Source organism: Klebsiella sp. K47 (genome assembly GCF_051858335.1).
Taxonomy (GTDB): domain Bacteria; phylum Pseudomonadota; class Gammaproteobacteria; order Enterobacterales; family Enterobacteriaceae; genus Klebsiella; species Klebsiella pneumoniae.
In genome coordinates this window covers 1-23,950 of record NZ_JBPYUI010000018.1, presented here as the reverse complement: position 1 = coordinate 23,950, position 23,950 = coordinate 1, and the positions used below count along the sequence as shown (strand labels likewise).

Genomic DNA, 23,950 nt, shown 5'->3' with positions numbered 1-23,950 from the left:
AACGTTGTCCTGCTTATCCCCGGCAGATAGCTTATGATGACGAGACATACCTTCAGGGCATAACGGACTGGCGATGAAGCGACTGAAAACTGAATTGAATGCGCTGGTCAACCGCGGGGTTGACCGGCATTTACGTCTGGCGGTGACCGGCCTGAGCCGGAGCGGTAAAACGGCGTTTATCACCGCGCTGGTCAACCAGCTGTTGAATATCCACACCGGCGCCCGCCTGCCGCTGCTGAGCGCCGCACGCGAAGAGCGGCTGCTCGGCGTCAAGCGCGTGCCGCAGCGGGACTTTGGCATTCCCCGATTCACCTACGACGAAGGGCTGGCCCAGCTGTACGGCCAGCCCCCCATGTGGCCAACCCCGACGCGCGGGGTGAGCGAGATCCGTCTCGCGCTGCGCTACCGTTCGAATGACTCCCTGCTGCGCCATTTTAAAGATACCTCCACGCTGTATCTGGAGATTGTCGACTATCCGGGCGAGTGGCTGCTCGACCTGCCGATGCTGGCGCAGGATTATCTGAGCTGGTCGCGACAGATGACCGGGCTCCTGCAGGGACAGCGTGCGGAGTGGTCGGCCCGCTGGCGGCAGCTGTGCGCCGGGCTGGATCCGCTAGCCCCTGCCGACGAGGCTCGGCTGGCGGATATCGCTGCCGCCTGGACGGACTATCTCCACGCCTGTAAGCGTGAAGGGCTGCACTTTATCCAACCCGGGCGCTTTGTCCTGCCCGGAGAAATGGCGGGCGCGCCGGCGCTGCAGTTTTTCCCGTGGCCCGACGTCGACGCCGTCGGCGAAGCCAAGCTGGCGCAGGCCGATAAACACAGCAACGCCGGCATGCTGCGCGAACGCTACAAATACTATTGCGAAAGGGTGGTGAAGGGGTTCTACAAAGAGCACTTCCTGCGCTTCGACCGGCAGATTGTGCTGGTGGACTGTCTGCAGCCGCTCAACAGCGGGCCGCAGGCGTTTAACGATATGCGCCTGGCGCTGACCCAGCTGATGCAAAGTTTCCATTACGGGCAGCGCACCTTGTTCCGCCGGTTGTTTTCGCCGGTTATCGACAAGCTGCTGTTTGCCGCTACCAAAGCCGATCACGTCACGATCGATCAGCACAGCAATATGGTGTCGCTCCTGCAGCAACTGATTCAGGACGCGTGGCAGAACGCCGCCTTTGAAGGGATCAGTATGGATTGCCTGGGGCTGGCGTCTATTCAGGCGACCCAGAGCGGGCTGATTGAGGTGAATGGCGAGAAAATTCCCGCCCTGCGCGGCAATCGCCTGAGCGACGGCCAGCCGTTGACCATCTATCCCGGTGAGGTGCCGGCGCGCCTGCCGGGCCAGGCCTTCTGGCAGCAGCAGGGATTTCAGTTTGAAAACTTTCGTCCGCAGGTCATGGATGTCGATCGGCCTTTGCCGCACATTCGTCTCGACGCGGCGCTGGAATTTTTGATTGGAGATAAACTGCGATGAGCGAACCGTTAAAACCGCGGATTGATTTTGATGGGCCGCTGCAAGCGGAGAAAATTCCGCCGCTGAAAGGCGCTCGCGCCTTCGACACCCTGGAGGCGGACAACTTCGCGCCAGCGCGGCTGGTGACCGGCGAAGAGGAAGAGGGGGCGGCGGAAGCGGTGGTGGAGTCGGTCCTGCGACCCAAACGCAGCCTGTGGCGGCGGATGGTCAGCGCCGGACTGGCGATCTTCTGCGTCAGCGTCGTGGCGCAAGGCGTGCAGTGGACGGCTAACGCCTGGCAGACCCAGGACTGGATTGCGCTGGGCGGCTGCGTCGCCGGGGCGCTGATCGTCGGGGCCGGCGTCGGTTCGCTGGCCACCGAGTGGCGCCGTCTGTGGCGACTGCGCCAGCGCGCCCACGAACGCGATGAAGCGCGCGATATGCTGCACAGTCACGCGGTCGGTAAAGCGAAAGCGTTTTGTGAGAAGCTGGCGCAGCAGGCCGGGCTGGATCAGTCGCATCCGGCGCTGCAGCGCTGGTATGCCGCGATCCACGAAACGCAAAGCGATCGCGAAGTGGTGAGCCTTTATGCGCAGCTGGTGCAGCCGGTGCTCGATGCCCAGGCGCGGCGGGAAATCAGCCGTTCGGCGGCGGAGTCGACGCTGATGATTGCCGTCAGCCCGCTGGCGCTGGTGGATATGGCGTTTATCGCCTGGCGGAACCTGCGGCTGATCAACCGAATTGCCACGTTGTACGGCATTGAGCTCGGGTATTACAGCCGTCTGCGACTGTTTCGCCTGGTGTTGCTCAATATCGCTTTCGCTGGCGCCAGCGAACTGGTGCGCGAGGTGGGGATGGACTGGATGTCGCAGGATCTGGCGGCCCGGCTGTCGGCGCGCGCCGCGCAGGGCATTGGCGCCGGCCTGCTGACCGCCCGTCTCGGGATCAAGGCGATGGAGCTGTGCCGCCCGCTGCCGTGGATCGCCGATGATAAACCGCGACTCGGCGATTTTCGGCGCGAGCTGATTGGGCAGTTGAAAGAGACCCTGCAGAAAAGCAAAACCCGCCCGGAGAAGTAACCTCCGCTCAGAGACATTGCCGGGCGGCGGCTTCGCCTTGCCCGGCCTTCGACGTCAAGCTCTGGCACGCGCACCCTGGCAATATTCGATTAGGCGCATTCCGCCGCCAGCCACTCGCTGAAGGCGCGAAAGCGCGGGCGGGAACGGTTCTCCTGCGGACAGATCAGGTCATAGCCAAAGGGCGAGGGCGCTTCATTTTCAGACAAGGCCACCAGCCTGCCTGCGTCGAGCAGCGGCTGGATCAGCGTTTTACGCCCCATCACCACGCCGAGTCCATTGAGCGCCATCTCGATGGCCAGCGAGTGGTTATTCACCGCGTAATACCGGCCGTCAAAAGGTAACGCCTGTCCGCTGTGCTGGCACCACAGGCGCCATTCCGCAAATTGATCCTGTACGTCGGTGGATTCGCACGCATGGATCCAGACGAGCGCCGCCGGGTCGCCGCCGCTCAGCGGACGATACTGCTGGCGATAACGCGGGGAGCAGACCGGGAGCAAACTTTCCGCCATCAGCCGCTGTTGATAAAGATCGGGGTAGCGCGTAGCGCCGTAGTAAATTGCCAGATCCACCCGCTCCTCGTTAAAATCCATCACCCCGGCGCGCACGCGAAACTGCAGATTCAGTCCCGGCCATTGCGCCTGAAAGCGCGGCAGACGCGGCATCAGCCACAGATGGGCCAGCGTCGGCGCAATACCAATATGCAGTGTGCCGCGCAGATCCTGATCGCGAATATCCTCAATTTCATCGTTAATCGCCCGCAGCGAATGGCTTAACGTCGCCAGCAGCCGCTTACCTTCCTCTGTCAGCGCCAGTTTACGCGTCATGCGGATAAACAGGCGAAACCCGATGTGCATCTCCAGCCTGCGGATCCGATGGCTGACCGCTCCCTGGGTAAGGTTCATTTCATGCGCGGCAAGGGTAAAGCTCAGGTGGCGGGCGGTCACCTCAAAGGTCTGCAGCAGCGCAAGGATGCTTTGTTGCTCAAGCACAGATTGTCTCCCTTATGCATTAATTGAGTTCATGCATAGGCCGATTTAATTCGTTTGTTAGGCCAGTTTTGCCGGTTTTAAATAGTTATATCGTAACTAAACCGAGGTATACCATGTCAGGACTCAAAATTGTGGTGATTGGCGGTGGCTCCAGCTACACCCCGGAACTGATTGAAGGTTTGCTCAACCGCTATCACGAAATGCCGGTCGCTTCGCTATGGCTGGTGGACATTGAAGAGGGCAAAGAGAAAGTCGAGATTATCGCCGGACTGGCGCGGCGAATGATCGCCAAAGCCGGGCTGACTATTGAAGTGGTGGCCACCCTTGACCGGGAAAGCGCGCTGCGCGATGCCGATTTCGTCTGCTCGCAGTTTCGCGCCGGCTGCCTTGACGCCCGGATCAGCGATGAACGTATCTCCCTCAAGTATGGCTTGATCGGCCAGGAGACCAATGGCCTTGGCGGCTTCGCCAACGCCTGCCGCACCATTCCCATCGCCCTGGAGATCGCTGCCGATATGGAGCGACTGTGTCCCGACGCCTGGCTGCTGAACTTTACCAACCCGTCGGGGATGGTGACCGAAGCGATCCTGCGCCACAGCCGCATCAAAGCCGTCGGCCTGTGTAACGTGCCGGTGATTATGCAAAAAGGGATAACCACTCTGCTGCAATGCGCTGACGAAAAAGAGGTGGTGATGCAGGTCGCCGGCCTGAACCACTTTATCTTCGTGCGCCAGATCCTGCACAAAGGTAAAGAATGGCTGCCGGAGGTGATAGCCGAGATCAACGCCGGTCGGGATCCGCTGGTGCCGCGCAACATTTCGCCGTTCCGTTGGCCGTCGCATCTGCTGCAGGGCTTAGGCATGATCCCCTGCGCCTATCTGCGTTATTACTACATGAAAGACGATCTGCTGCGCCAGGAGCTGGCGGAGGCGGGCGGCGAAGGAACCCGCGGGGAAGTGGTTAAGCAGCTGGAAAAAATCTTGTTTGACCAGTACCGCGACCCGCACCTGGCAGTCAAACCGAAGGCGCTGGAAGGGCGCGGCGGCCAGTACTATTCCGAGGCGGCCTGCGAGCTGATGAATGCCATCTACAACGACAAGCGGATTATCATGCACGTCAATACGCGTAATAACGGCGCCATCAATGGCCTGCCGGATGACTGCGCGGTAGAGGTCAGCTCGCTGATTACCGCTTCTGGTCCGCTACCTCTCAATGTGGCGCCGTTCCCGGAAGATACCCTGCGTTTGCTGCAGCTGATGAAATCATTTGAACGGCTGACTATCGAGGCCGCGCTCACCGGCAACCGCCACACCGCATGGCGTGCTCTGATGCTGAATCCGCTGATCGTCAGCGGCGAGAAGCTCGAACTGGCGTTGGATGAGGTGATCGCTGAGAACCGTCAGCGGCTGCCTGCTTTCCACGCCTGACCCAAGACTCACCGGCCGCCTGGCCGGTGATTTAACCACTGACCGTCTGACTTTACGCCACAGCGCCCATTTTTCCGCCACACTGTCAATAATTGTTGACAGTTAGCTTCCCGAAAACCCATTCCTGGCCTATTATTCTCCCGTCATTGGCACTTTTAGGGTGAACACTCCCATGCGTCTTGAAGTCTTTTGTGAAGACCGTCTCGGTCTGACTCGTGAATTGCTCGATTTGCTGGTGCTGCGTGGTATTGACCTGCGCGGTATCGATATTGACCCTATTGGCCGAATTTACCTCAATTTCGCCGAACTGGAATTCGCCACGTTCAGCAGCCTGATGGCTGAGATCCGCCGTATCGCCGGCGTGACGGACGTGCGCACCGTGCCGTGGATGCCGTCTGAACGTGAACACCTGGCGCTCAGCGCGCTGCTGGTAGCGATGCCGGAGCCGGTGCTGTCGCTGGATACCAAAGGTCGGGTGGAACTGGCGAACCCCGCCAGCTGCCTGCTGTTTGGCCAAAGCCAGGCGAAGCTGCGTAACCACCCGGTGGCCCAGCTGATCGCCGATTTTAACGTTCAGCGCTGGCTGGAGAGCAGCCCGCAGGAGACGCATGCGGAGCATGTGGTGGTGAATGGGCAGAACTACCTGCTGGAAGTGACTCCGGTCTATCTGGAAGGCGAGCATAACGAGCGAGTGCTGACCGGCGCCGTGGCGATGTTGCGCTCAACCGTGCGCATGGGACGCCAGCTGCAGACCATGACCAGCCAGGATACCAGCGCCTTCAGTCAGATCCTCGCGGTGGGGCCGAAAATGCGCCACGTGGTGGAGCAAGCGCGCAAGCTGGCGATGCTCAGCGCGCCGCTGCTGATTGTCGGCGACACCGGCACCGGTAAAGATCTGCTGGCCCATGCCTGCCATCTGGCCAGTCCGCGGGCGGGCAAACCCTATCTGGCGCTCAACTGCGGCTCCATTCCCGAGGACGCGGTCGAGAGCGAGCTGTTTGGCGACGCGCTGCAGGGCAAGAAGGGCTTCTTCGAGCAGGCCAACGGCGGCTCGGTGCTGCTGGATGAAATTGGCGAGATGTCGCCGCGCATGCAGACCAAGCTGCTGCGCTTTCTCAACGACGGCACCTTCCGCCGCGTTGGCGAGGATCATGAAGTGCACGTCGATGTGCGGGTGATCTGCGCGACGCAGAAAAACCTGATCGAGCTGGTGCAGAAAGGGCTTTTCCGCGAAGATCTCTACTATCGCCTCAACGTCCTGACGCTGTATCTGCCGCCGCTGCGCGATTGCCCGCAGGACATCATGCCGCTGACGGAGCTGTTCGTGGCCCGCTTTGCCGACGAGCAGGGGATCCCGCGGCCGAAGCTCTCTGCCGATCTCAGTACGGTGCTTACCCGCTACAGCTGGCCCGGCAACGTCCGCCAGCTGAAGAATGCCGTCTATCGCGCACTGACCCAGCTGGAAGGATTTGAGCTGCGTCCACAGGACATTCTGCTGCCGGACCATGACGTCGCCTCGCTGCCGGTGGGCGAGGAGGCCATGGAAGGGTCGCTGGACGACATCACCCGCCGCTTTGAGCGCTCGGTGCTGACCCAGCTCTATCGCAGCTACCCCAGCACCCGTAAGCTGGCGAAGCGGCTGGGGGTGTCGCATACCGCCATCGCCAATAAGCTGCGTGAATATGGTCTGAGTCAGAAAAAGGGCGACGAATAATCCCGCCAGGCCGGCGACTCACGTCGCCGGCATCCCGGCCTGCAAAGCGGGCCAAACCTGTATATACTGGTTTTTTAATCCTTTTTCCGGGGTGGTGCATCTTGGCGTCGCGTCGCGCGATCGGGCACTGGCTGATATTGCTGCTGCTCTCTGTTCTCTTTTCCTCGCTGCTGTTACGAATACACCTGCCGGCAGCGCTGCTGCTGGGGCCGCTGATCGCCGGTCTCATTTTGAGCCTGCGCGGGGTGAAGTTGAGCATCCCTCGCCCCTGTTATCTGGCGGCGCAGGCCATCGTCGGCTGCATGATCGCCCGGGCGATTAATCCCTCTGTTTTTGGCGTGCTATTCAACAACTGGGCGCTGGTGCTGGCGATCCTGTTGACCACCCTGGCGATAAGCGGCCTTACCGGCTGGCTGCTGGTCCGCTACAGCGCGCTGCCGGGCGCCACTGGCGCCTGGGGAAGCTCTCCCGGCGGCGCGTCGGCAATGGTGGTGATGGCCCAGGAGTACGGGGCCGATGTGCGGCTGGTGGCGCTGATGCAGTATCTGCGGGTGCTGTTTGTCGTCGGCGCGGCGGCGCTGGTGGTGCGCTATGCCCTGGGCAATGAAGCACAGGAAATGACTCAGGATATTGTCTGGTTTCCATCGTTGACCCTGAATTTCCCTTTCACGCTGCTGCTGACGGCGGTGGCCTGTTGGCTGGGCATGCGGCTGCGCATCCCCTCCGGGGCCATGCTGCTGCCGATGCTGCTTGGCGCCCTGGCCCAGGGCGGCGGCTGGCTGATGCTGGAGCTGCCGGAGTGGCTGCTGGCGATGGCCTATGCGGTGCTGGGCTGGACGGTGGGGCTCCAGTTTAATAAAGCCATTTTTCTGCTGGCCCTCAAGACGCTGCCGCAGATTATCGCCTCCATCCTCGGACTGATCCTGATGTGCGCCCTGATGGCCCTTGCCCTGACCCACATTCTGCAGATGGACTTTATGACCGCCTATCTGGCCACCAGCCCCGGCGGGCTGGACACGGTGGCGATTATCGCCGCCGGCACCCGGGCGGACATGTCGTTTATTATGGCGCTACAGACGCTGCGGCTGTTTACCATTTTGCTGACCGGCCCGGCGATGGCGCGGGCTATCTCCCGCTATGCGCCGCGGCAATAAAAAGCCCTCGCAGAGCGAGGGCTGGGCAGATCGAATGTCCGCGAGCGCGACGCGCCCGGGCAATCTGTTATCAGGCTTTCAGGGCGGCCAGCGCGGCGTCGTAGTCCGGCTCTTCGGTGATTTCGTTCACCAGCTGGCTGTAGACGACCTGATCGTTTTCATCGATTACGACCACCGCACGCGCAGCCAGGCCAGCCAGCGGACCGGTGGCGATGGCGACGCCGTAGTCAGCGAGGAAGGACGCGCCGCGCAGCGTGGACAGGGTGACCACATTGCTCAGGCCTTCTGCGCCGCAGAAGCGGGACTGGGCGAACGGCAGGTCAGCGGAAATGCACAGCACTACGGTGTTGTCCAGTTCAGCGGCCAGCTGGTTGAATTTACGCACTGATGCGGCACACACGCCGGTATCAATGCTCGGGAAAATATTCAGTACTTTACGTTTGCCGGCGTACTGGCTCAGCGCGACGTCAGAGAGATCTTTGGCGACCAGCGTAAACGGCTGCGCTTTAGCGCCTGCCTGCGGAATGGTGCCCTGAACAGAAACGGGGTTGCCCTGGAAATGCACGGTTTGTGACATGGTTATCTTCCTGTTTACATATAGTTAACGTCGCGAGTAGTGTATGACATCCGCCAGCTACACGGCAAACCCTATTTAACATTTACCAGAGAGGACAAGGGAATGCGTAACGTGCGAGTGTATGAGGAAGCCTGGCCGCTCCATACCCCTTTTGTGATCGCCCGTGGTAGCCGCAGCGAGGCAAAAGTGGTGGTAGTGGAACTGGAAGAGGACGGCGTGAAAGGGGTAGGCGAATGCACACCGTATCCCCGCTATGGCGAGAGCATCGCCTCGGTCATGGCCCAGGTGATGGCGATCGGCGAGCAACTGGAGGCGGGGCTTACTCGCGAACAGCTGCAGCGGCTGCTGCCGGCAGGCGCCGCCCGCAATGCCATTGACTGCGCGCTATGGGATCTGCAGGCCCGGCGCGAAGGCAAAACCTTGGCCCAGTTGTTGGGCGTGGCGTTGCCTAACCGGGTGATTACCGCCCAGACGGTGGTCATTGGCACGCCGGATCAGATGGCGGCCAGCGCCGCGGCGCTGTGGCAGGCAGGGGCCCAGCTGTTGAAGGTGAAGCTCGATGATCGACTGATCAGCGAGCGGCTAATCGCTATCCGCCAGGCGGCGCCGGAGGCTACGCTGATTGTTGATGCCAATGAATCCTGGCACAGCGAGGGGCTGGCGGCGCGCTGTCAGCTGCTGGCGGACCTCGGTGTGGCGATGCTTGAGCAGCCGCTCCCCGCCGACGACGACTCGGCGCTGGAAAACTTCGTTCATCCGCTGCCGATTTGCGCCGACGAGAGCTGCCACATCCGGGAGAGCCTGCCGCGGCTGCGCGGGCGCTATGAGATGATCAATATCAAACTGGATAAAACGGGCGGCCTGACCGAAGCGCTGGCTCTGGCCGGGGAGGCGGAACGGCAGGAATTTGAACGGATGCTGGGCTGTATGCTCTGCACCTCGCGCGGGATCGCCGCCGCGCTCCCTCTGGCGCCGCTGGCGCGCTTCGCTGACCTCGACGGCCCGACATGGCTGGCGGTGGACGTTGAGCCGGCGCTGCGGTTCAGCACCGGCGTGCTTCATCTTTAAGCCTGCCAGCGCAGCAGATCGGTCATCGCCGGCAGGTAACGCTCCGTTGCCTCGTCGGCGGAGACCGGCGGGAACTCGGCGGTGATGCAGGGGAGTCCGATATCGGCGCACCAGCTGCCAAAGGAGCCCGGCGTGTCGTAGCCCACGCTGCCCACCAGCGGCAGGGAGAAGGCGTCGGCCAGCCAGCGACCCAGCGGGCTGTGGCCCGGATCTTCGATACAGGCCAGCGGATCGTGAAAGGAGACCACCCACGCCGGATGAATCTGATGGATCAACTGACACAGGGCCTCGGTCTCCCGTTCCGAACCCGGCTGCTCACCGGTCAACAGCACCACGTCGCGCTCCGCCGCCGCGCTATTCCAGCGGTAAACCGTTTCCCCTTGCTTCCAGTTGGCTGCCGGAAAGTTACGGTTGAGGTCAACGCCGCGGGCATTGGCGCGCAGCCCGAGCTGACAGCCGTCAGGATTGACCGTCAGCACCACGTGGTGGCGGCGCAGCTCGGGTTTCAGGGTGCGCAGGGCGCAGGAGAGGGTCACAATCGACGAATTCTCATCACCGTGGGTACCGGCAATAATCAGCCCGCTACGGCTGTCGGCCTGCGGCGCAGGAAACCACAGCAGCGGCGCGCCCAGTTCCGAGCTGCCATACTGCCGGGTTCCCGGCGGAAAGTCGCCGCGCTGCGGGCGAGGACGTGAAATAGACATAGGGCTTCCTGTGTGTCGTTATTATTTAGTGTTGGCGAAAAGCGTATCGGGATCAAACCCATTCCCTGAGGCGTGAAATCCGACGGCACATCAATTTTCTATCATATGTCGTTTGCAATTTCAGGTGATGAAACAAATAATTATCGCTCTGTTGGCGGTATTTTTTTCATTTTAAAGGGGATCTTATGAAGTATCCTGTCGCTTTGACATGCGGCGCGCTGTGGTTAGCCAGCGTATCTTCTCTGGCCTGGGCGGCTGACGTACCGCCGGGCACGGTACTGGCGGAAAAACAGCTGTTAGTGCGCCATATCAAAGATGAACCCGCCTCGTTAGATCCCGCCAAAGCGGTGGGCCTGCCGGAAATCCAGGTGATCCGCGATCTGTTTGAAGGTTTAGTCAATCAGGATGCGAAAGGCAACCTGGTTCCAGGCGTAGCGACCCGCTGGCAGAGCAACGATAACCGCGTCTGGACCTTTACCCTGCGTGATAATGCCCGCTGGTCCGACGGCACGCCGGTTACTGCCGAAGATTTCGTCTATAGCTGGCAGCGTCTGGTGGATCCGAAAACCACTTCGCCGTTCGCCTGGTTCGCGGCGCTGGCGGGGATCGCTAACGCGCAGAACATTATTGACGGCAAAGCCGCGCCGGAGACCCTGGGAGTCACCGCCGTCGACGCCCACACCCTGCGGGTGCAGCTGGATAAACCACTGCCGTGGTTCAGCAACCTGACCGCCAGCTTTGCCTTCTATCCGGTGCAAAAGGCGAATGTCGACAGCGGGGCGAACTGGACGCGGCCCGGCAGCCTGGTGGGCAACGGCGCCTATGTTCTGAAAGACCGTGTGGTCAATGAGAAGCTGGTGGTGGTGCCGAACACGCACTACTGGGATAACGCCAAAACGGTGATCCAGCAGGTCACCTTTGTGCCGATTAACCAGGAGTCCGCCGCCACCAAGCGCTATCTTGCAGGGGATATCGATATCACCGAGTCTTTCCCGAAAAATATGTACCAGAAACTGCTGAAGGATATTCCGGGGCAGGTGTATACCCCGCCGCAGCTGGGTACCTACTATTACGCTTTCAATACCCAAAAGGGGCCGACGGCGGATGAGCGGGTACGCCTGGCGCTGAGCATGACCATCGATCGCCGGGTGATGGCGGAGAAAGTACTGGGGACCGGGGAAAAACCGGCCTGGCGCTTCACGCCGGACGTGACGGCGGGCTTCACCCCCCAGCCGTCACAGTTTGAGAGCATGAGTCAGGCTGAGCTTAATGCCCAGGCGAAAGCCCTGCTGGCTGCCGCGGGCTATGGCCCGAATCGTCCGCTGAAGCTGACGCTGCTGTATAACACCTCTGAGAACCACCAGAAAATTGCCATCGCGGTGGCGTCGATGTGGAAGAAAAACCTCGGCGTGGAAGTGAAGCTGCAGAACCAGGAGTGGAAAACCTATATCGACAGCCGTAACACCGGCAATTTCGACGTGATCCGCGCTTCGTGGGTAGGGGACTACAACGAGCCGTCCACCTTCCTGTCGCTGCTGACCTCCACCCACAGCGGAAATATCTCGCGCTTTAACGATCCGGCGTACGACAAAATCCTCGCCCAGGCGGCGGTAGAGAATTCGGCCAAAGCGCGTAACGACGATTACAACGCGGCGGAAAAGATCATTATGGTCAAAGCGCCGATCGCGCCGATCTACCAGTACACTAACGGCCGATTGATTAAGCCGTGGCTGAAAGGCTACCCGATCACCAACCCGGAAGATGTGGCCTACAGCCGTACCATGTATATCGTGAAGCACTAACCGGTACTGGTTGCCTGATAATGTCAGGCAACCATCGCTGATCCCCGAGCTGGCGCGTCTTGCCGCGCCAGTTATTTATTAATAAGTAAATTAGCCAATTGAGAATTTGGTGCTTTAATCTATGCCAGATCTTAAAAATTAATATCGTCTTTCCTATAATGATGAACCAGAAATAAATAATATTTCATGTTCGAGATATATAAAAAAGCTGTTCTTTGCATATTATATGTTCAGTAACTGGTCGCACCGAAGATCGACTTAAGTGAAAATACCAGTTTTCTGTAATCCTGAATTACTAACAATGTACATTGATTTCATATGTCCGGTATGTTAGGTAGCACCATAGAATAGACGAGAGGAAACTATTTCTGTTATAACTGTCTGCAATATTATTTGTTAAAGAAGGAAATTAATGATGGCAAATATACTTCGCTCAATACCTATGCTATTAGTGATTGGTTTTAATCTATTGCTGGCCATCCTGTTTAGTTTGATCTATGCCAGGAAGCATCCGGAAACTGATCTATTCATCATCATAACATTTACTGGTATGTTATCAATTTCCACATATATTATAAGTTTCTACTCTGTTTCGACCTTTGCAACTAAGGAGAAAAAGAAAATAAAAGGTGTCTTTCCCAGACGAAGAGGTAAACTAAAAAGAATTATTACAGACTCGATGGTACTAATCTTGGTTTTTTTTGTTTCAGGCTCGATAGTATTTTCAGGGAGTGATTTGAATTATGGTCTTGCTCTCTTAGCCATTTCAACAGGCTATTTTACTTTCTTGCTTGTTAATTATTATTTTTTGTGTATGTCAAGAGTAAAAGAAAAGATAGTCAAAATAATAAATAAAATCCTTTTTATTGTGTTCTCGATTATATTGTTTTTTTCTAAGATGATTGCAAATGGTTTTGTTAAAGAGTTTTTTGATGTTGATATCGCTAAAGTTCCTTATATTAGTTGGTCATTCTCGATTTTGTTTGCCATTCCATTTTTTTTGATTACTTCCCACGTGGGGTGTATGATTTTAGAAGGTACAACAGATTTATTCCGGACAAGAAAAATTAAAGTGCCTCCGATGATCCATTATTCGATATTTTGTTTATCTTGCGTTTTTTTTAGCATTAGTTATATTTCTTATTTGGGTAGCGCAGGTTGGTTATTTAATGCTGTGACCAAAAAGGTTTATTCTTATGATACCAGAAGCTCTTTTCGATGCAATAATAAGTACTGGACGATTCCAGAGTTAGGGAAAGATGCGAGGTATCTCGCTGAAACATCTGATAGTTACCGTGTTATCTATATTAGAGGAAATAATATTAATGTGGAAGTTGTAAAATGTAAAAAAAACGAAGGATATATCCTTTTTCCCATTGAAAATGCTAACGATATATTAAAAAAGCAGGTTCCAAAGGGAGGCTGACTCACGTAAGGTTGCGAATATTGAGTCTTGATTTAGTGCGGATAGGGGTACCTCTTGCCATAGTTCAAAACACGATCCAGGCAACCTCAGCTACATTCGCAATGTATCAATGACCGCTCTCAGCGCGGGTGACACATTGCGGTGCGGGTAATAGAGAAATGAACCTTCCAGACGCTGGCTATAACGCTGGAGCACCCGGATAAGTGTGCCCTGGGCTAGATCGTCGGTAATCAGCTCTTCCGGGACATAGGCCAGCCCCAGACCGAGCCTCGCCGCTTTGGCCTCCATATAGCTATCGGCGAAAGCCCACTGTCCCTGAGGTGGGTGGGTGATTTTTTTGCCATCCACATTAAGTTCCCAGGCGTAAAGGCTGCCGTCGCCGAACTGATAAGCGATGCAGGGGTGGGCGACTAAATCGGCGGGCGTTTGTGGAAAGCCGTAGCGGCGAAAATGTTCCGGTGTACCCACCACCGCCATCTCCATATCGGGCGAAATGCGTACCGCAATCATGCCACTCCCGACTTCCGGGCCCAGACGCACGCCCGCATCGAATCGCTGCGCAATAATATCGACAAACCGGCTTTCGCTGATCAGTTCCAGTCTGATATCGGGATAGCGTTGTTTAAATACTGCCAGCTTCGGCAGCAGGACTTTATCAATGGCATGCTGGCTGGCATTGATGCGTACCGTACCGGAGGGCGTCTGACGATAGTGGGCCAGCGTGGCGAGCCCCATATCTAAGGCGTCGAAACCGGATTCGACGTTGTGATAGAGCTGCTCACCTGCCTGAGTGAGCGACAACCGGCGGGTGGTACGCACCAGAAGCTGAACGCCCAGGCGTTCTTCAAGTTCACGAACCGCACGGCTTACCCCGGACTGCGCCAGGCCAAGTCGTTGCGCTGCGGCGGTAAAACTGCCTTCCCGCACCACCTGCATAAACAGATAAAGGTCATTATAGTTTTCCCGTTTCGCCATTATCCTGCCTCGTCACCCAGATGCCATTTAGAACAATATGGTATTAATTTTAGCATTTTCCAGCCTCTAATCAGAACCATTACTGCTGGCTACACTAAGCGCACGACAACAAAGCACAGCAGCGTTGTCTACTGAAGACTTGCATTGATCACGTTTATTTAGGGGAATTTTGATGACGGTTTTCACCAAAAAACTGACAGCCGCGATACCCGCCATGCTGCTTTGCGCCTCATTAACTGGAGTCACAACGATGAGCTCTGCTGAGACAACTAACCCGAATGCGCCTGTTTCACTGATTGAACAATGGGATAAAACGTTTGCTGAGAGCTTGAAAGTGGATCACCGTAAGGTGACCTTCCAGAACCGCTACGGGATAACCTTAGTTGGCGATCTCTACCTGCCGAAGGATCGCGGTGAACGCAAACTGGCAGCTATTGCCGTGAGCGGTCCCTTCGGCGCGGTAAAAGAGCAGTCCAGCGGCCTGTATGCCCAGACGCTGGCCGAACAGGGGTTTGTCACCCTGGCATTTGACCCATCGTATACGGGCGAAAGCGGTGGCTACCCACGCAACGTGGCCTCACCGGATATCAATACCGAGGATTTTAGTGCCGCGGTGGACTTTCTGGGCCTGCAAAAAGAGGTGGATCGCAACCGTATCGGTTTGCTCGGCATTTGTGGCTGGGGCGGTATGGCCCTGAACGACGCGGCGATGGATACACGCGTCAAAGCGGTGGCGACCAGTGTCATGTATGACATGAGCCGCGCGATGGGGCATGGAGTGGGCGATGGCAAAGACCGCTACACGACAGCCGACCGCCGAGCGGTACTGCAGTACTTGAACGCGCAGCGCTGGAAGGATGCGGCAAACGGCACTTCCGCACCCGGTGGGCATGACATATATGTTGATGATAAAGGCAACATCAGCGCTGCCGATCGTATTTTGCCGGAAACCTTGCCCGCCAACCCCAACCCGGTCCTGAAAGAGTTCTTCGATTATTAACGTATGCCGCGTGGTTTCCATCCGCGTTCGGTTAATTCAACCGGGGCCTGGAATGCGACGATGCCGCTGTCGTTTATGAATATGCCGCTGCTGAGTTACGCCAGCGAAGTGACTATTCCGACGCTTATCGTGACCGGCGAAAAAGCCCATTCACGCTATTTTGCCGAAGATGCCTTTAAGGCCATCGGCAGTAAAGAGAAAGCGCTGGTGATTGTCCCAGGCGCAAACCACGTCGATCTCTATGACAACGTCGCGGGCAAAATTCCCTTTGCGACGTTCGCGCAATTTTTTAAAACCAACCTGAAATAGATCTCCTGTGCCGGAGACATCCCCAAAGCCGCCACGCGCCTGCGGGCGGCTTTGTCTTGTCGGAGAGAAATAATGTCTGCATTAGGTCACACCCGGGCACACTGGAGCGGCGTCCTGGCGATGACGCTCTGCGTATTTGTGCTCATTGCCTCAGAATTTATGCCGGTCAGTCTGTTGACACCCATCGCGGGTGATTTACACATTACCGAGGGATTAGCCGGTCAGGGCATTGCGCTTTCTGGCGCGCTGGCGGTACTGACCAGCCTGACGATATCCCGTCTTACCGGATCGCTGGACCGTAAATGGCTGCTGCTGGGGCTCACGGCGTTGATGGCAGCCTCTGGGGTGATTATTGCCCTGGCGTCCAGTTTCCCGGTTTATATGCTGGGCAGAGCGCTCATTGGGATCGTCATCGGCGGCTTCTGGTCGATGTCGACGGCAACGGCCATTCGGCTGGTGCCGCAACGCCAGGTCCCCCGCGCACTGGCCATCTTTAACGGCGGCAACGCGCTGGCCACCGTTGTGGCAGCGCCGCTGGGCAGCTACCTGGGGGCCACCGTCGGCTGGCGCGGCGCCTTTTTATGTCTTGTCCCGCTGGCGGTGCTGGCCTTCGTCTGGCAATGCATTAGCCTGCCGTCGATGAAAAGTCCGCGCGCACCACAGCGGCAGGGATCGGTGCTGCGTCTGTTCCGTCTTTCTACGCTATCCCTGGGATTGCTGGCCTGCGGACTGTTCTTTATGGGACAGTTTACCTTATTTACCTATGTGCGACCGTTTCTGGAGACGGTGACCCAGGTCAGTCCTTCTGGTCTGTCCCTGATATTGCTGACAATGGGTATCGCCGGTTTTATCTGCACGCTGCTTATTACGACCGTTCTGAATGCCCGATTTTATCCGACGCTGGTGGCTATCCCGTTGTTAATGGCCGCAATTGCCGGAACGCTTCTGCTGGCCGGACACCACACGGGATCGGTCGCCGTACTGTTAAGCCTGTGGGGGCTGCTGGCGACGGCGGCGCCCACCGGCTGGTGGACATGGATTGCGCGGACGCTGCCCGAGGATGCGGAGACGGGCGGCGGGCTGATGGTCGCCGTGATCCAGCTATCGATAGCCCTCGGGTCAACGGTAGGCGGCCTGGTGTTTGATAGTCTGGGATGGCACAGCACTTTTGCACTGAGCGGTCTGTTACTGCTGGGCGCGGCAGGGGTGACTTTTCTGCTCTCTGTCAAAATCAGATCATCTCAGCGCACTGCGATTAATGAATTGAATGCATAAGTCAAATCAGGAATGAGAGGCTAATCGTGACCGCGTTCCTGTCTTACCATGGTGTTTTAACAAGAGGGGAGCTTCACCGTGGAATATTCAGTATTAAGTAACGCTCGCAAAATGCCGATGCTGGGTTTCGGCGTTTTCAAGGTGACCGATAAAGCGGAGTGTAAGCAGGCGGTGTTGAACGCCATTCGCACCGGTTATCGCCTCATCGATACCGCTGCCGTCTACGATAATGAAGATGCGGTGGGTGAGGCCGTGCGCGAAGCCATCGCCGAAGGTCTGTGTACCCGCGAGGCGCTGTTTATTACCTCCAAACTGTGGGTCCAGGACATGGCCAACACCGGGATGGCGAAAACCGGGATTGCCGCGTCATTAAAAAAATCGGGCCTGGAATACTTTGATCTTTATTTGCTACATCAGGCGATGGGCGATTATTTCAGCGCCTGGCGTGCGCTGGAAGAGGCCTATGAGGCCGGTACCCTGAAAGCGATCGGCGTCTCCAATTTTTACCCCCATGTGTTAGCTAACTTCTGCGAAACTGTCAGAATTAAGCCAATGGTGAACCAGGTTGAACTGCATCCTTATTTCGCGCAGCCCGCGGCGCTGGAAGCCATGAAGCATTATCACGTTCAGCCTGAAGCGTGGGCGCCGTTAGGCGGTGGCAGACATAATCCGTATCAAGATGCATTGCTGCAGGGGATCGCCGATGCGCACCAGAAAACCATTGCGCAGGTTGTTCTGCGCTGGAACGTGCAGCGTGGCGTCACGGTGATCCCTAAATCCACCCGCCAGGAGCGCATTGAAGAAAATTTTGCTATCTGGGATTTCGTATTAACAGATAACGAAATGGCGCAAATCAGCGCCCTGGATTTAGGCTATGTTGGCGAAGCGGTAAAACACTTCAACCCTGAGTTCGTTCGCGGATGTCTGGGGGTGAAAATCCACGACTGACCGCGGCACCGATTGGCTCCATCTTCATCTCCCCGCCTGCGCCGCGGCGACGGGCTCGGTATGCTGGTTAGCGCCCACGCGTTTGCCGCGATGGTTGTCAATGCGGTAGTCGATCGTCACGGGCAGCTGACTGGTGACAGTTGATCCTCTGGCCGGTGACATGTCGGTTGGATGCTTCCGTCGCAGTGGCCTTTAAAGCGGCAGTCTCACGGGAAATTTTCGCTGCCAATGACCGCGTGACACTGCGCTTTATCGATGCGGGAGAGATCTTTCCTGCCGAACGCCTGGCGCTGGCGCGTAACGATGAGCACTTTGATGTCGATCCGTTAGCGGAAGGCGGCAGAGGCTTGCGGCTTATTCTGCGTGCGGTGGACTATTTTAATGTGGAAACTGGCGCCGGGGAGAATGTGACTACCCTGATAGAAGCGTTGCCTGATACCCGCCTAAGCCATGCCACCGACGATCGCTGCGGGTGAGGGAACAGACGTTGCCCCCGGGTGAATCACCGGGGGAATTTCCCCACCCGCGTTCACCGGCTTCATCATCTTATTGCTGTGCCTGGGCAGCGGAGTGCACGCCAAGGTGATGAGGACGGATGATATCTAATGTCATCATGGCTGATTTGCAGAAAATGCATTTCGCACCAAAAGGGTTTTTTTCAGTGACGTCAAACTGGGACGTTCTGTACTGGGAGCCATGGCAGCATGGGCATCTAAAATGGATATGTTCGATCATAATGTAAACCTTGTATGGGTGATGTTCTGTTGAAAAGACAATGGTCGTTTCAGGAAAATTAACGCGGCTGATTTTAGTTGGTGGTAAGCCGGGTTTTGTGTCAGATGGCGGACTTTTTAAGGAGCCGACAAGGATCTGACAGGGCCTGTTTACAGAAAAAGCAAACTACTAACGGGACTGCTCAAAGGAAGGTGGTATCAGGGATAACGCCTGGAGATGAGAACACGTACTCAGATAATAACTTTTTGTCTGGTAAATCGACTCAACGATTAACGCACGTGCCGTGAATAATAGCAAACGTTATTTTAGCCTTCCGGATGCCTGCTGCGCCAGGGGAGGCTTCATCAGCGCCGTCACCCAGTCGATAAATACCTGTACCCGGGCAGAGAGCTGCCGATTACTGGGATAGAGCAGGGAGAGCGGCAGCGGCGCAGGACGAAAATCGGCCAGCACTTCCGTTAACGCGCCCGACGCCAGATCGGCCTCAAGGCGGGGCAAGGGCGCCTGATACAGGCCAAAGCCAAGCCTTGCCGCTTCGGCGCCGACGTCGGCATCGGAAGTCAGCAGCCGACAGGGCAAACTGACCTCGCTCTGACGGCCATCCTGGGTAAAGCTCAGCGGCAAGGTACGTTGCGCGCGCGATGAAACAAACCCGATCATCACGTGGCCCGTCAGTCCTTCAATCGTATGCGGGGTGCCGTACCGGGCGAGATAGGTCGGGCTGGCGCAGGTGATCTCCTGCAACCCGGCGAGCGGCCGGCAGATCATCTCGCTGTCGGGGAGATGGCCGCCGCGAATGACGCAGTCGACTCCCTCGCGAACCAGATCGACGTCACGCTCGCTTTCGCCGATCTGCAGCGTAATGTCCGGGTAGCGGGCGAGAAACTGCGGCAGCGCGGGCAGAAGCAGGGTCCGTGCCAGGTTGCCCGCCACGTCTACCCGAATGGTGCCGGAGATGCTCCCCCCGGCGCTGCGGTTGGCCTCCTCAAGGGCCGCCAGAATGGACACGCAGCGCTGATAATACAGCGAGCCTTCTGCCGTCGGCCGTACGTGCCGGGTGGTACGATGTAGCAGCCGCGCCCCGAGACTGACCTCCAACGCTTTAATAGCCGCGGTCGCTACTGGCCGGGAAGCCCCCAGATCCGCGGCGGCGGCACTGAATGAGCCCCGTTCGACGATGCGCACAAACAAGGTCAGAGTATCCAGTTTATCCATGACATTGTTCCAGCTGGCAAAACTATCCTGTCGCCCAACGCGGTCTTATCGTCGGCATTCAGGGGCTTATAATCGCTCATGTTTTCAGCAGAGAGAAAAGGAGAAAACATGAACAATAGCGCAAAAATCGCCCTGGTGACAGGCGGCAGCCGCGGCCTGGGACGCGCGACCGTCGAAGCGCTGGCACAGCGCGGCGTAAATGTAGTACTGACCTACAAAACGCGTCTTGCCGAGGCGAACGAGGTGGTTACACGGGTTGAAGCACTGGGCGCCCGGGCGATCGCGTTGCCTTTCAGCGCCGGCGAAATCGACACCTTTGACGCATTTGTTAGCGCTTTTCAGGGCGCGCTGACGGAGCTGGGCGCCGATAAATTTGATTATCTGGTCAATAATGCCGGCAACGCCAGCGGCATGGGATTTCTTAACGCCACGGAAGCGGAATTCGATGCGCTGTATCGCATCCACGTGAAGAGCGTTTTCTTCCTCAGCCAAAAACTATTGCCGCTGCTGGCCGATGGCGGGCGAATAGTGAATGTCTCGTCCGGCCTCACCCGCATCGTGATGGCGAACCGGGCGCCCTATGCGATCATGAAATCCGCGGTGGAAACCCTGACTCGCTATATGGCGTTTGAGCTGGGCAGTCGCGGGATCACGGTGAACTGCGTGGCGCCCGGCGCCATCGCCACCGATTTCAGCGGCGGGGTGGTGCGGGATAACTCGCAGGTCGCTCAGGCGGTAGCGAACATGACGGCGCTGGGCCGACCTGGCCTGCCAGAGGATATCGGGCCGATGATCGCCTCGCTGTTATCCGATGATCATCGCTGGGTGAATGCCCAGCGCATTGAGGTTTCCGGGGGAATGCGCATCTGAGCGAAGAAAACCGGGGCTGTTTTCATCCGTAGTCAATCGATATGTCAGTGGATGCCGATATAGCGCGACGCTGTGGAGAGATAAGGAAATAATGATCTGCCGCGTTGCTCGTTAAATATTAGTGATTGACCTTATTGCCTGAATGCGCAAGATTATTGTTGAATAAACAGTCAATATGCTAAATATATTTAATGCATGTATGAAAGGATTTAAGATATGGATTTTGAAAATGAATTGACCAGTAAGATCCTTGATCCCATTCACGGCACTATTCGTTTGACGACACTCGAGATTGCCTTTATCAATCACCCCCTGTTCCAGCGCTTACGCAACATTAAACAGAACTCTTTTTTATATAAGGTGTTTCCCTCTGCGGTGCACAGCCGCTTCGAACACTCTCTCGGGGTGCTGCATTTATCAAGTGAAATACTCAATAATTTACGCCTGAATGCGATACGGTATCAAAAGAAATATGATGATGGCCATGTGTTTGGTCATATCGATCAGATACCAAAACACAACATTCAGGAGTTGAGACTCGCTGCCCTGATGCATGACATCGGGCACGGGCCGGTATCCCACCAGTTTGAGAGTTTTATGCCTGGTAAGCACGAATTCTCCGATGTTCTCCCCACGGCCTACCATTCAATCATTGATGTATTAAGCAAGCCAGAACAGAAAGTTGAACATGAACAGCTTTCGCTGTTGTTCAGCCTGATGATTTATCATGATCTGAGAAAACAAGGTAAGGTCGATGACGAAATAAATATCGAAAATGTGTTAAAAATTATCGAAAAAAGATACGGTGACCAACAGATCATTGAGGAAATTAATGGAAAGGCAACAGATATCCTGCCGTTAATGACCTCGATCATCTCTTCCTGTCCGATCGATGCCGACCGGATGGATTACTTGCTCAGAGATGGCTATTTCTCCGGCGTCAAGTGTGGCATCTACGATTACAATCGCTTGTTTATGTCAATTGTCCCGGTCGAGGAACAGGGAAAATTGTACCTTGCTTACAAAGAGAGTGGGATTGATTCGATCGCTGAGTTTATTGGGGCGCGCTCCAGCCTTTTCTCGCAGGTGTATTACCATAAAACAAACCGCGCCTTTGCGACGATGTTGAGCACATTATGTGAGATTATGCAAAGCAAGGATCCACAAAATGTCATTATCGCTGACGTTACCGACCGTATCGTTGACCATAGCGATGAAAGCTTCATCGACGCGCTGAAGGAGTTTTATTTGGCGTGCAGTGATGATTATTTTTTGAATGACAAGGTTGGTGAATGGATAGATATCAGCGATACCGAGGCGGTTAATAAAAAAATACTTGCTGACATTATTAACCGACACCCATGGTCGAAGGTCTATGAGGCCAAACACTCTGTGTATAAAGCTAACATCGCTGACAAGGAAAATAAGGCGTGGAAGAGTCAACTCACCGGGTTATTGACTTCTGTATTACAGCCTCATTTCAAACCACATGAATTTGCCGTTGATATTGTCTCCGACTGCGCCTTTAAAGACCTGGATAAAACCGAAGTTAAGCTTTTGGTGAAAGATCTTAAGAACCGCTACGAAATAAAACCGTTAATTGAATGTGGTGATAAGTTAAATCAGTATCAAATCATCAAATATTGCATTCGGGTATTTGTTGACCGCGATATCAAAGAACGCGTAACTCCTGAAATAATCTATAAAATCAATGAAATAGTGGTCAAGCAGATCGCGTTGCTGAATTGATGATGCCCGTCAGGGCAGCGATAAATCTTTCAGGGGCTGGTTTTTTAACCGGCCCCTGAAGATAAGCGGTAAATCGTGGCGCATCCCCGCCATCGGCATAACATACAACAGCGCGTTTACCCGAGACTAAACACCGCGCTGAGGCATAGATTCCCGCAGGGGAGCGGGTGGCTCAACAAAAACACCGGCTCAGTATGGTTATTCCGCCAGCAGGGCGGCGAATTTCGCCAGCCACTGTGGATGAGCAGGCCAGGCGGGGGCGGTAACCAGGTTACCGTCCACATGCGCCTGGTCGATACCAATATCCGCATAGTGCCCACCGCTCAGGCGCACTTCCGGAGCGCAGGCGGGATAGGCGCTGCAGGTCCGTCCCTGCAGAATACCGGCGGCGGCCAGCAGCTGCGGGCCGTGGCAGACGGCGGCGATAGGTTTACGCGCGGCGTCGAATGCCTGTACCAGTTTAATAACCTCCTCGTTCAGGCGCAGATACTCCGGCGCCCGGCCGCCGGGGATCACTAGCGCATCGTAGTTCTCGGCCTTAACTGCGGCGAAGTCAGCGTTCAGCGTGAAGCGATGGCCCGGCTTTTCGCTATAAGTCTGGGCGCCGTCAAAGTCATGGATTGCGGTCATGACATAGTCGCCAGCGGCTTTATCCGGGCAGACGGCATCGACCTGGTGTCCAATCATCTGCAGTGCCTGAAAAGGAACCATCGTTTCGTAATCTTCGGCATAATCGCCGACCAGCATTAGGATTTTCTTGCTCATCTTTGTGTCTCGTTGTGGGCGAAAGGTGTCTTAGATATAGCCTGGCGACTTGCAGAATGCGAACCGTTCAGGATGCCGACGACGGTGTCGTGTGCGTCTTGTAGCCGGGCTCATGTTTTTTTGCTAACGACAACTTTGTTCGATATCGCGCTGTGGCTCGTTATCCGCAAAAAATCGGTTTGTGAGGAGTAAGGGGAGCAGAAGAATATTGTTACCGTTTAGATTTCGCGCCAGGACTATTAAGCGTCCGCCGCGAAGGGGCAATCGGATGGAAGCCAGATATTATCCCTCTGAGTAATTTATTGCGTTGTTACGCTAAATTTGCATAATGAGCGAATTATATTGCCCGGTCGTCTTTATGGTTTCCTTTATTCATCCGCTTAATGTTTTAGCCCGCCTTATAGTATCCATTGCAAACATTCCTTTGGTGCATTATTTATTGAATTTATCATTGACTGTTGTTACACATTTTAAATGTTGATATTCATGGTGCTTTTATTTTCATGGTGAAAGGGGGTGTTTATGAATAAATATAATTATTAGGTGGTTAAGTTGATCGGTAATCCATTTTTGCTTTATCATCGTCACGTTTCACATCAATATATCTTCAATAATTATTCCTTAAGGAAAGGAACTGCTATGGCTGATACGTTCCAGAATGAAGTCCCCAGGGCGCGCATTAATCTCAAATTATCTCTTCATACCGGCGGCGCGCAAAA

21 protein-coding genes and 3 pseudogenes are annotated in these 23,950 nt (G+C 56.0%); 16 read left to right on the top strand and 8 right to left on the bottom strand.

The features are described from left to right. Positions 1-73: 73 nt before the first annotated feature. Together RRF55_RS17490 and RRF55_RS17485 are read left to right on the top strand one after the other, a co-directional pair. Positions 74-1,471 (top strand): YcjX family protein, encoded by a 1,398-nt coding sequence (locus RRF55_RS17490; protein ID WP_002901917.1) that lies wholly within the window; start codon positions 74-76, stop codon positions 1,469-1,471. Further along, positions 1,468-2,529: a TIGR01620 family protein gene (locus RRF55_RS17485; RefSeq protein WP_032414813.1), complete on the top strand. Its 1,062-nt coding sequence runs from the start codon at positions 1,468-1,470 to the stop codon at positions 2,527-2,529. Before RRF55_RS17490 ends, RRF55_RS17485 begins: the two co-directional genes overlap by 4 nt. 89 nt (positions 2,530-2,618) lie before the next feature. Here the strand turns inward: RRF55_RS17485 and RRF55_RS17480 are convergent, their stop codons facing one another. Then, positions 2,619-3,488 (bottom strand): LysR substrate-binding domain-containing protein, encoded by an 870-nt coding sequence (locus RRF55_RS17480; protein ID WP_223174956.1) that lies wholly within the window; start codon positions 3,486-3,488, stop codon positions 2,619-2,621. Positions 3,489-3,631: 143 nt separating this feature from the next. On the opposite strand from RRF55_RS17480, the gene RRF55_RS17475 reads away from it, so the two are divergent. From RRF55_RS17475 to RRF55_RS17465, 3 genes are all read left to right on the top strand, one after another. Next, a complete protein-coding gene (locus tag RRF55_RS17475) occupies positions 3,632-4,945 on the top strand; it encodes a 6-phospho-beta-glucosidase (RefSeq protein ID WP_032414814.1) in 1,314 nt (437 codons plus the stop codon). Between the two features lie 172 nt (positions 4,946-5,117). Then, positions 5,118-6,659: a transcriptional regulator TyrR gene (tyrR, locus tag RRF55_RS17470; protein ID WP_002901979.1), complete on the top strand. Its 1,542-nt coding sequence runs from the start codon at positions 5,118-5,120 to the stop codon at positions 6,657-6,659. 101 nt (positions 6,660-6,760) lie between these two features. Next, positions 6,761-7,813 carry an AbrB family transcriptional regulator gene (locus RRF55_RS17465; RefSeq protein ID WP_004176450.1) on the top strand — a complete coding sequence of 351 codons (1,053 nt, stop codon included), beginning with the start codon at positions 6,761-6,763 and terminating at the stop codon, positions 7,811-7,813. 70 nt (positions 7,814-7,883) lie between these two features. Here RRF55_RS17465 and tpx read toward each other — a convergent pair whose 3' ends face one another. Continuing rightward, positions 7,884-8,390, bottom strand: a complete 507-nt coding sequence (gene tpx / locus RRF55_RS17460) for a thiol peroxidase (RefSeq protein ID WP_004152131.1) — start codon at positions 8,388-8,390, stop codon at positions 7,884-7,886. A 102-nt stretch (positions 8,391-8,492) separates the two neighbouring features. Here tpx and ycjG point away from each other — a divergent pair, with 102 nt between their 5' ends. Further along, positions 8,493-9,458, top strand: a complete 966-nt coding sequence (ycjG, locus tag RRF55_RS17455; protein ID WP_439419149.1) for an L-Ala-D/L-Glu epimerase — start codon at positions 8,493-8,495, stop codon at positions 9,456-9,458. On the opposite strand, the gene mpaA is transcribed toward ycjG, so the two are convergent. Beyond that, positions 9,455-10,162, bottom strand: coding sequence for a murein tripeptide amidase MpaA (gene mpaA / locus RRF55_RS17450; RefSeq protein ID WP_004152134.1), 708 nt, complete (start codon positions 10,160-10,162; stop codon positions 9,455-9,457). The two genes, ycjG and mpaA, sit on opposite strands and share 4 nt — an antisense overlap. 72 nt (positions 10,163-10,234) lie before the next feature. On the opposite strand from mpaA, the gene RRF55_RS17445 reads away from it, so the two are divergent. The 3 genes from RRF55_RS17445 (at position 10,235) to RRF55_RS17435 (ending at position 13,390) form a co-directional block, all read left to right on the top strand. Continuing rightward, positions 10,235-10,351, top strand: a complete 117-nt coding sequence (locus RRF55_RS17445) for a hypothetical protein (protein ID WP_004148146.1) — start codon at positions 10,235-10,237, stop codon at positions 10,349-10,351. Then, positions 10,348-11,964: a peptide ABC transporter substrate-binding protein gene (locus tag RRF55_RS17440; RefSeq protein WP_004176446.1), complete on the top strand. Its 1,617-nt coding sequence runs from the start codon at positions 10,348-10,350 to the stop codon at positions 11,962-11,964. Before RRF55_RS17445 ends, RRF55_RS17440 begins: the two co-directional genes overlap by 4 nt. A 412-nt stretch (positions 11,965-12,376) precedes the next feature. Next, entirely contained in the window at positions 12,377-13,390 is a 1,014-nt protein-coding gene (locus tag RRF55_RS17435; protein WP_032438529.1) for a hypothetical protein, read from the top strand. A 90-nt stretch (positions 13,391-13,480) separates the two neighbouring features. Here the strand turns inward: RRF55_RS17435 and RRF55_RS17430 are convergent, their stop codons facing one another. Next, positions 13,481-14,365 (bottom strand): LysR family transcriptional regulator, encoded by an 885-nt coding sequence (locus tag RRF55_RS17430; RefSeq protein ID WP_004152138.1) that lies wholly within the window; start codon positions 14,363-14,365, stop codon positions 13,481-13,483. A gap of 172 nt (positions 14,366-14,537) precedes the next feature. Here RRF55_RS17430 and RRF55_RS17425 point away from each other — a divergent pair. The 3 genes and pseudogenes from RRF55_RS17425 to RRF55_RS17415 all read left to right on the top strand — a co-directional run bounded on the left by RRF55_RS17425 (position 14,538) and on the right by RRF55_RS17415 (position 17,897). Next, positions 14,538-15,674 (top strand): annotated as a pseudogene (locus tag RRF55_RS17425) (alpha/beta hydrolase). A gap of 72 nt (positions 15,675-15,746) precedes the next feature. Beyond that, on the top strand, positions 15,747-16,949 hold the full coding sequence (locus RRF55_RS17420; protein ID WP_439419148.1) for an MFS transporter: 1,203 nt from the start codon (positions 15,747-15,749) through the stop codon (positions 16,947-16,949). A 78-nt stretch (positions 16,950-17,027) separates the two neighbouring features. Then, the gene (locus RRF55_RS17415) at positions 17,028-17,897 is read left to right on the top strand and encodes an aldo/keto reductase (RefSeq protein WP_032414815.1); all 870 of its coding nucleotides are present in this window, start codon (positions 17,028-17,030) and stop codon (positions 17,895-17,897) included. A 24-nt stretch (positions 17,898-17,921) separates the two neighbouring features. Here the strand turns inward: RRF55_RS17415 and RRF55_RS17410 are convergent, their stop codons facing one another. Then, positions 17,922-18,059: a hypothetical protein gene (locus RRF55_RS17410; protein WP_021469311.1), complete on the bottom strand. Its 138-nt coding sequence runs from the start codon at positions 18,057-18,059 to the stop codon at positions 17,922-17,924. A 50-nt stretch (positions 18,060-18,109) separates the two neighbouring features. Here RRF55_RS17410 and RRF55_RS17405 point away from each other — a divergent pair. Continuing rightward, positions 18,110-18,373 (top strand): annotated as a pseudogene (locus RRF55_RS17405) (ATP-binding protein); the annotation flags it as partial. A 70-nt stretch (positions 18,374-18,443) separates the two neighbouring features. Here the strand turns inward: RRF55_RS17405 and ymcF are convergent. Further along, positions 18,444-18,632 (bottom strand): cold shock small protein YmcF, encoded by a 189-nt coding sequence (gene ymcF / locus RRF55_RS17400; RefSeq protein ID WP_071994685.1) that lies wholly within the window; start codon positions 18,630-18,632, stop codon positions 18,444-18,446. A 300-nt stretch (positions 18,633-18,932) separates the two neighbouring features. Then, positions 18,933-19,847, bottom strand: a complete 915-nt coding sequence (locus tag RRF55_RS17395) for a LysR family transcriptional regulator (RefSeq protein ID WP_032414817.1) — start codon at positions 19,845-19,847, stop codon at positions 18,933-18,935. A 108-nt stretch (positions 19,848-19,955) separates the two neighbouring features. Between RRF55_RS17395 and RRF55_RS17390 the strand changes: the two genes are divergently transcribed. Both RRF55_RS17390 and RRF55_RS17385 read left to right on the top strand, forming a co-directional pair. Then, positions 19,956-20,717 carry an SDR family NAD(P)-dependent oxidoreductase gene (locus RRF55_RS17390; RefSeq protein WP_032410959.1) on the top strand — a complete coding sequence of 254 codons (762 nt, stop codon included), beginning with the start codon at positions 19,956-19,958 and terminating at the stop codon, positions 20,715-20,717. 216 nt (positions 20,718-20,933) lie between these two features. After that, a complete protein-coding gene (locus RRF55_RS17385) occupies positions 20,934-22,466 on the top strand; it encodes an HD domain-containing protein (protein ID WP_032414818.1) in 1,533 nt (510 codons plus the stop codon). Between the two features lie 198 nt (positions 22,467-22,664). On the opposite strand, the gene RRF55_RS17380 is transcribed toward RRF55_RS17385, so the two are convergent. Next, entirely contained in the window at positions 22,665-23,231 is a 567-nt protein-coding gene (locus tag RRF55_RS17380) for a DJ-1/PfpI family protein (protein WP_004190556.1), read from the bottom strand. 639 nt (positions 23,232-23,870) lie between these two features. Here RRF55_RS17380 and RRF55_RS17375 point away from each other — a divergent pair. Further along, positions 23,871-23,950, top strand: a pseudogene (locus RRF55_RS17375) (type VI secretion system contractile sheath small subunit); the annotation flags it as partial.

Coding starts and splice junctions, on each gene's coding strand:
- RRF55_RS17390 (WP_032410959.1), top strand. CDS start 19,956: ATGAACAATAGCGCAAAAATCGCCCTGGTGACAGGCGGCAGCCGCGGC.
- RRF55_RS17485 (WP_032414813.1), top strand. CDS start 1,468: ATGAGCGAACCGTTAAAACCGCGGATTGATTTTGATGGGCCGCTGCAA.
- RRF55_RS17475 (WP_032414814.1), top strand. CDS start 3,632: ATGTCAGGACTCAAAATTGTGGTGATTGGCGGTGGCTCCAGCTACACC.
- RRF55_RS17435 (WP_032438529.1), top strand. CDS start 12,377: ATGATGGCAAATATACTTCGCTCAATACCTATGCTATTAGTGATTGGT.
- ycjG (WP_439419149.1), top strand. CDS start 8,493: ATGCGTAACGTGCGAGTGTATGAGGAAGCCTGGCCGCTCCATACCCCT.
- ymcF (WP_071994685.1), bottom strand. CDS start 18,632: ATGATCGAACATATCCATTTTAGATGCCCATGCTGCCATGGCTCCCAG.
- RRF55_RS17490 (WP_002901917.1), top strand. CDS start 74: ATGAAGCGACTGAAAACTGAATTGAATGCGCTGGTCAACCGCGGGGTT.
- RRF55_RS17410 (WP_021469311.1), bottom strand. CDS start 18,059: ATGTCACCGGCCAGAGGATCAACTGTCACCAGTCAGCTGCCCGTGACG.
- RRF55_RS17395 (WP_032414817.1), bottom strand. CDS start 19,847: ATGGATAAACTGGATACTCTGACCTTGTTTGTGCGCATCGTCGAACGG.
- tpx (WP_004152131.1), bottom strand. CDS start 8,390: ATGTCACAAACCGTGCATTTCCAGGGCAACCCCGTTTCTGTTCAGGGC.
- tyrR (WP_002901979.1), top strand. CDS start 5,118: ATGCGTCTTGAAGTCTTTTGTGAAGACCGTCTCGGTCTGACTCGTGAA.
- mpaA (WP_004152134.1), bottom strand. CDS start 10,162: ATGTCTATTTCACGTCCTCGCCCGCAGCGCGGCGACTTTCCGCCGGGA.
- RRF55_RS17440 (WP_004176446.1), top strand. CDS start 10,348: ATGAAGTATCCTGTCGCTTTGACATGCGGCGCGCTGTGGTTAGCCAGC.
- RRF55_RS17380 (WP_004190556.1), bottom strand. CDS start 23,231: ATGAGCAAGAAAATCCTAATGCTGGTCGGCGATTATGCCGAAGATTAC.
- RRF55_RS17420 (WP_439419148.1), top strand. CDS start 15,747: ATGTCTGCATTAGGTCACACCCGGGCACACTGGAGCGGCGTCCTGGCG.
- RRF55_RS17430 (WP_004152138.1), bottom strand. CDS start 14,365: ATGGCGAAACGGGAAAACTATAATGACCTTTATCTGTTTATGCAGGTG.
- RRF55_RS17385 (WP_032414818.1), top strand. CDS start 20,934: ATGGATTTTGAAAATGAATTGACCAGTAAGATCCTTGATCCCATTCAC.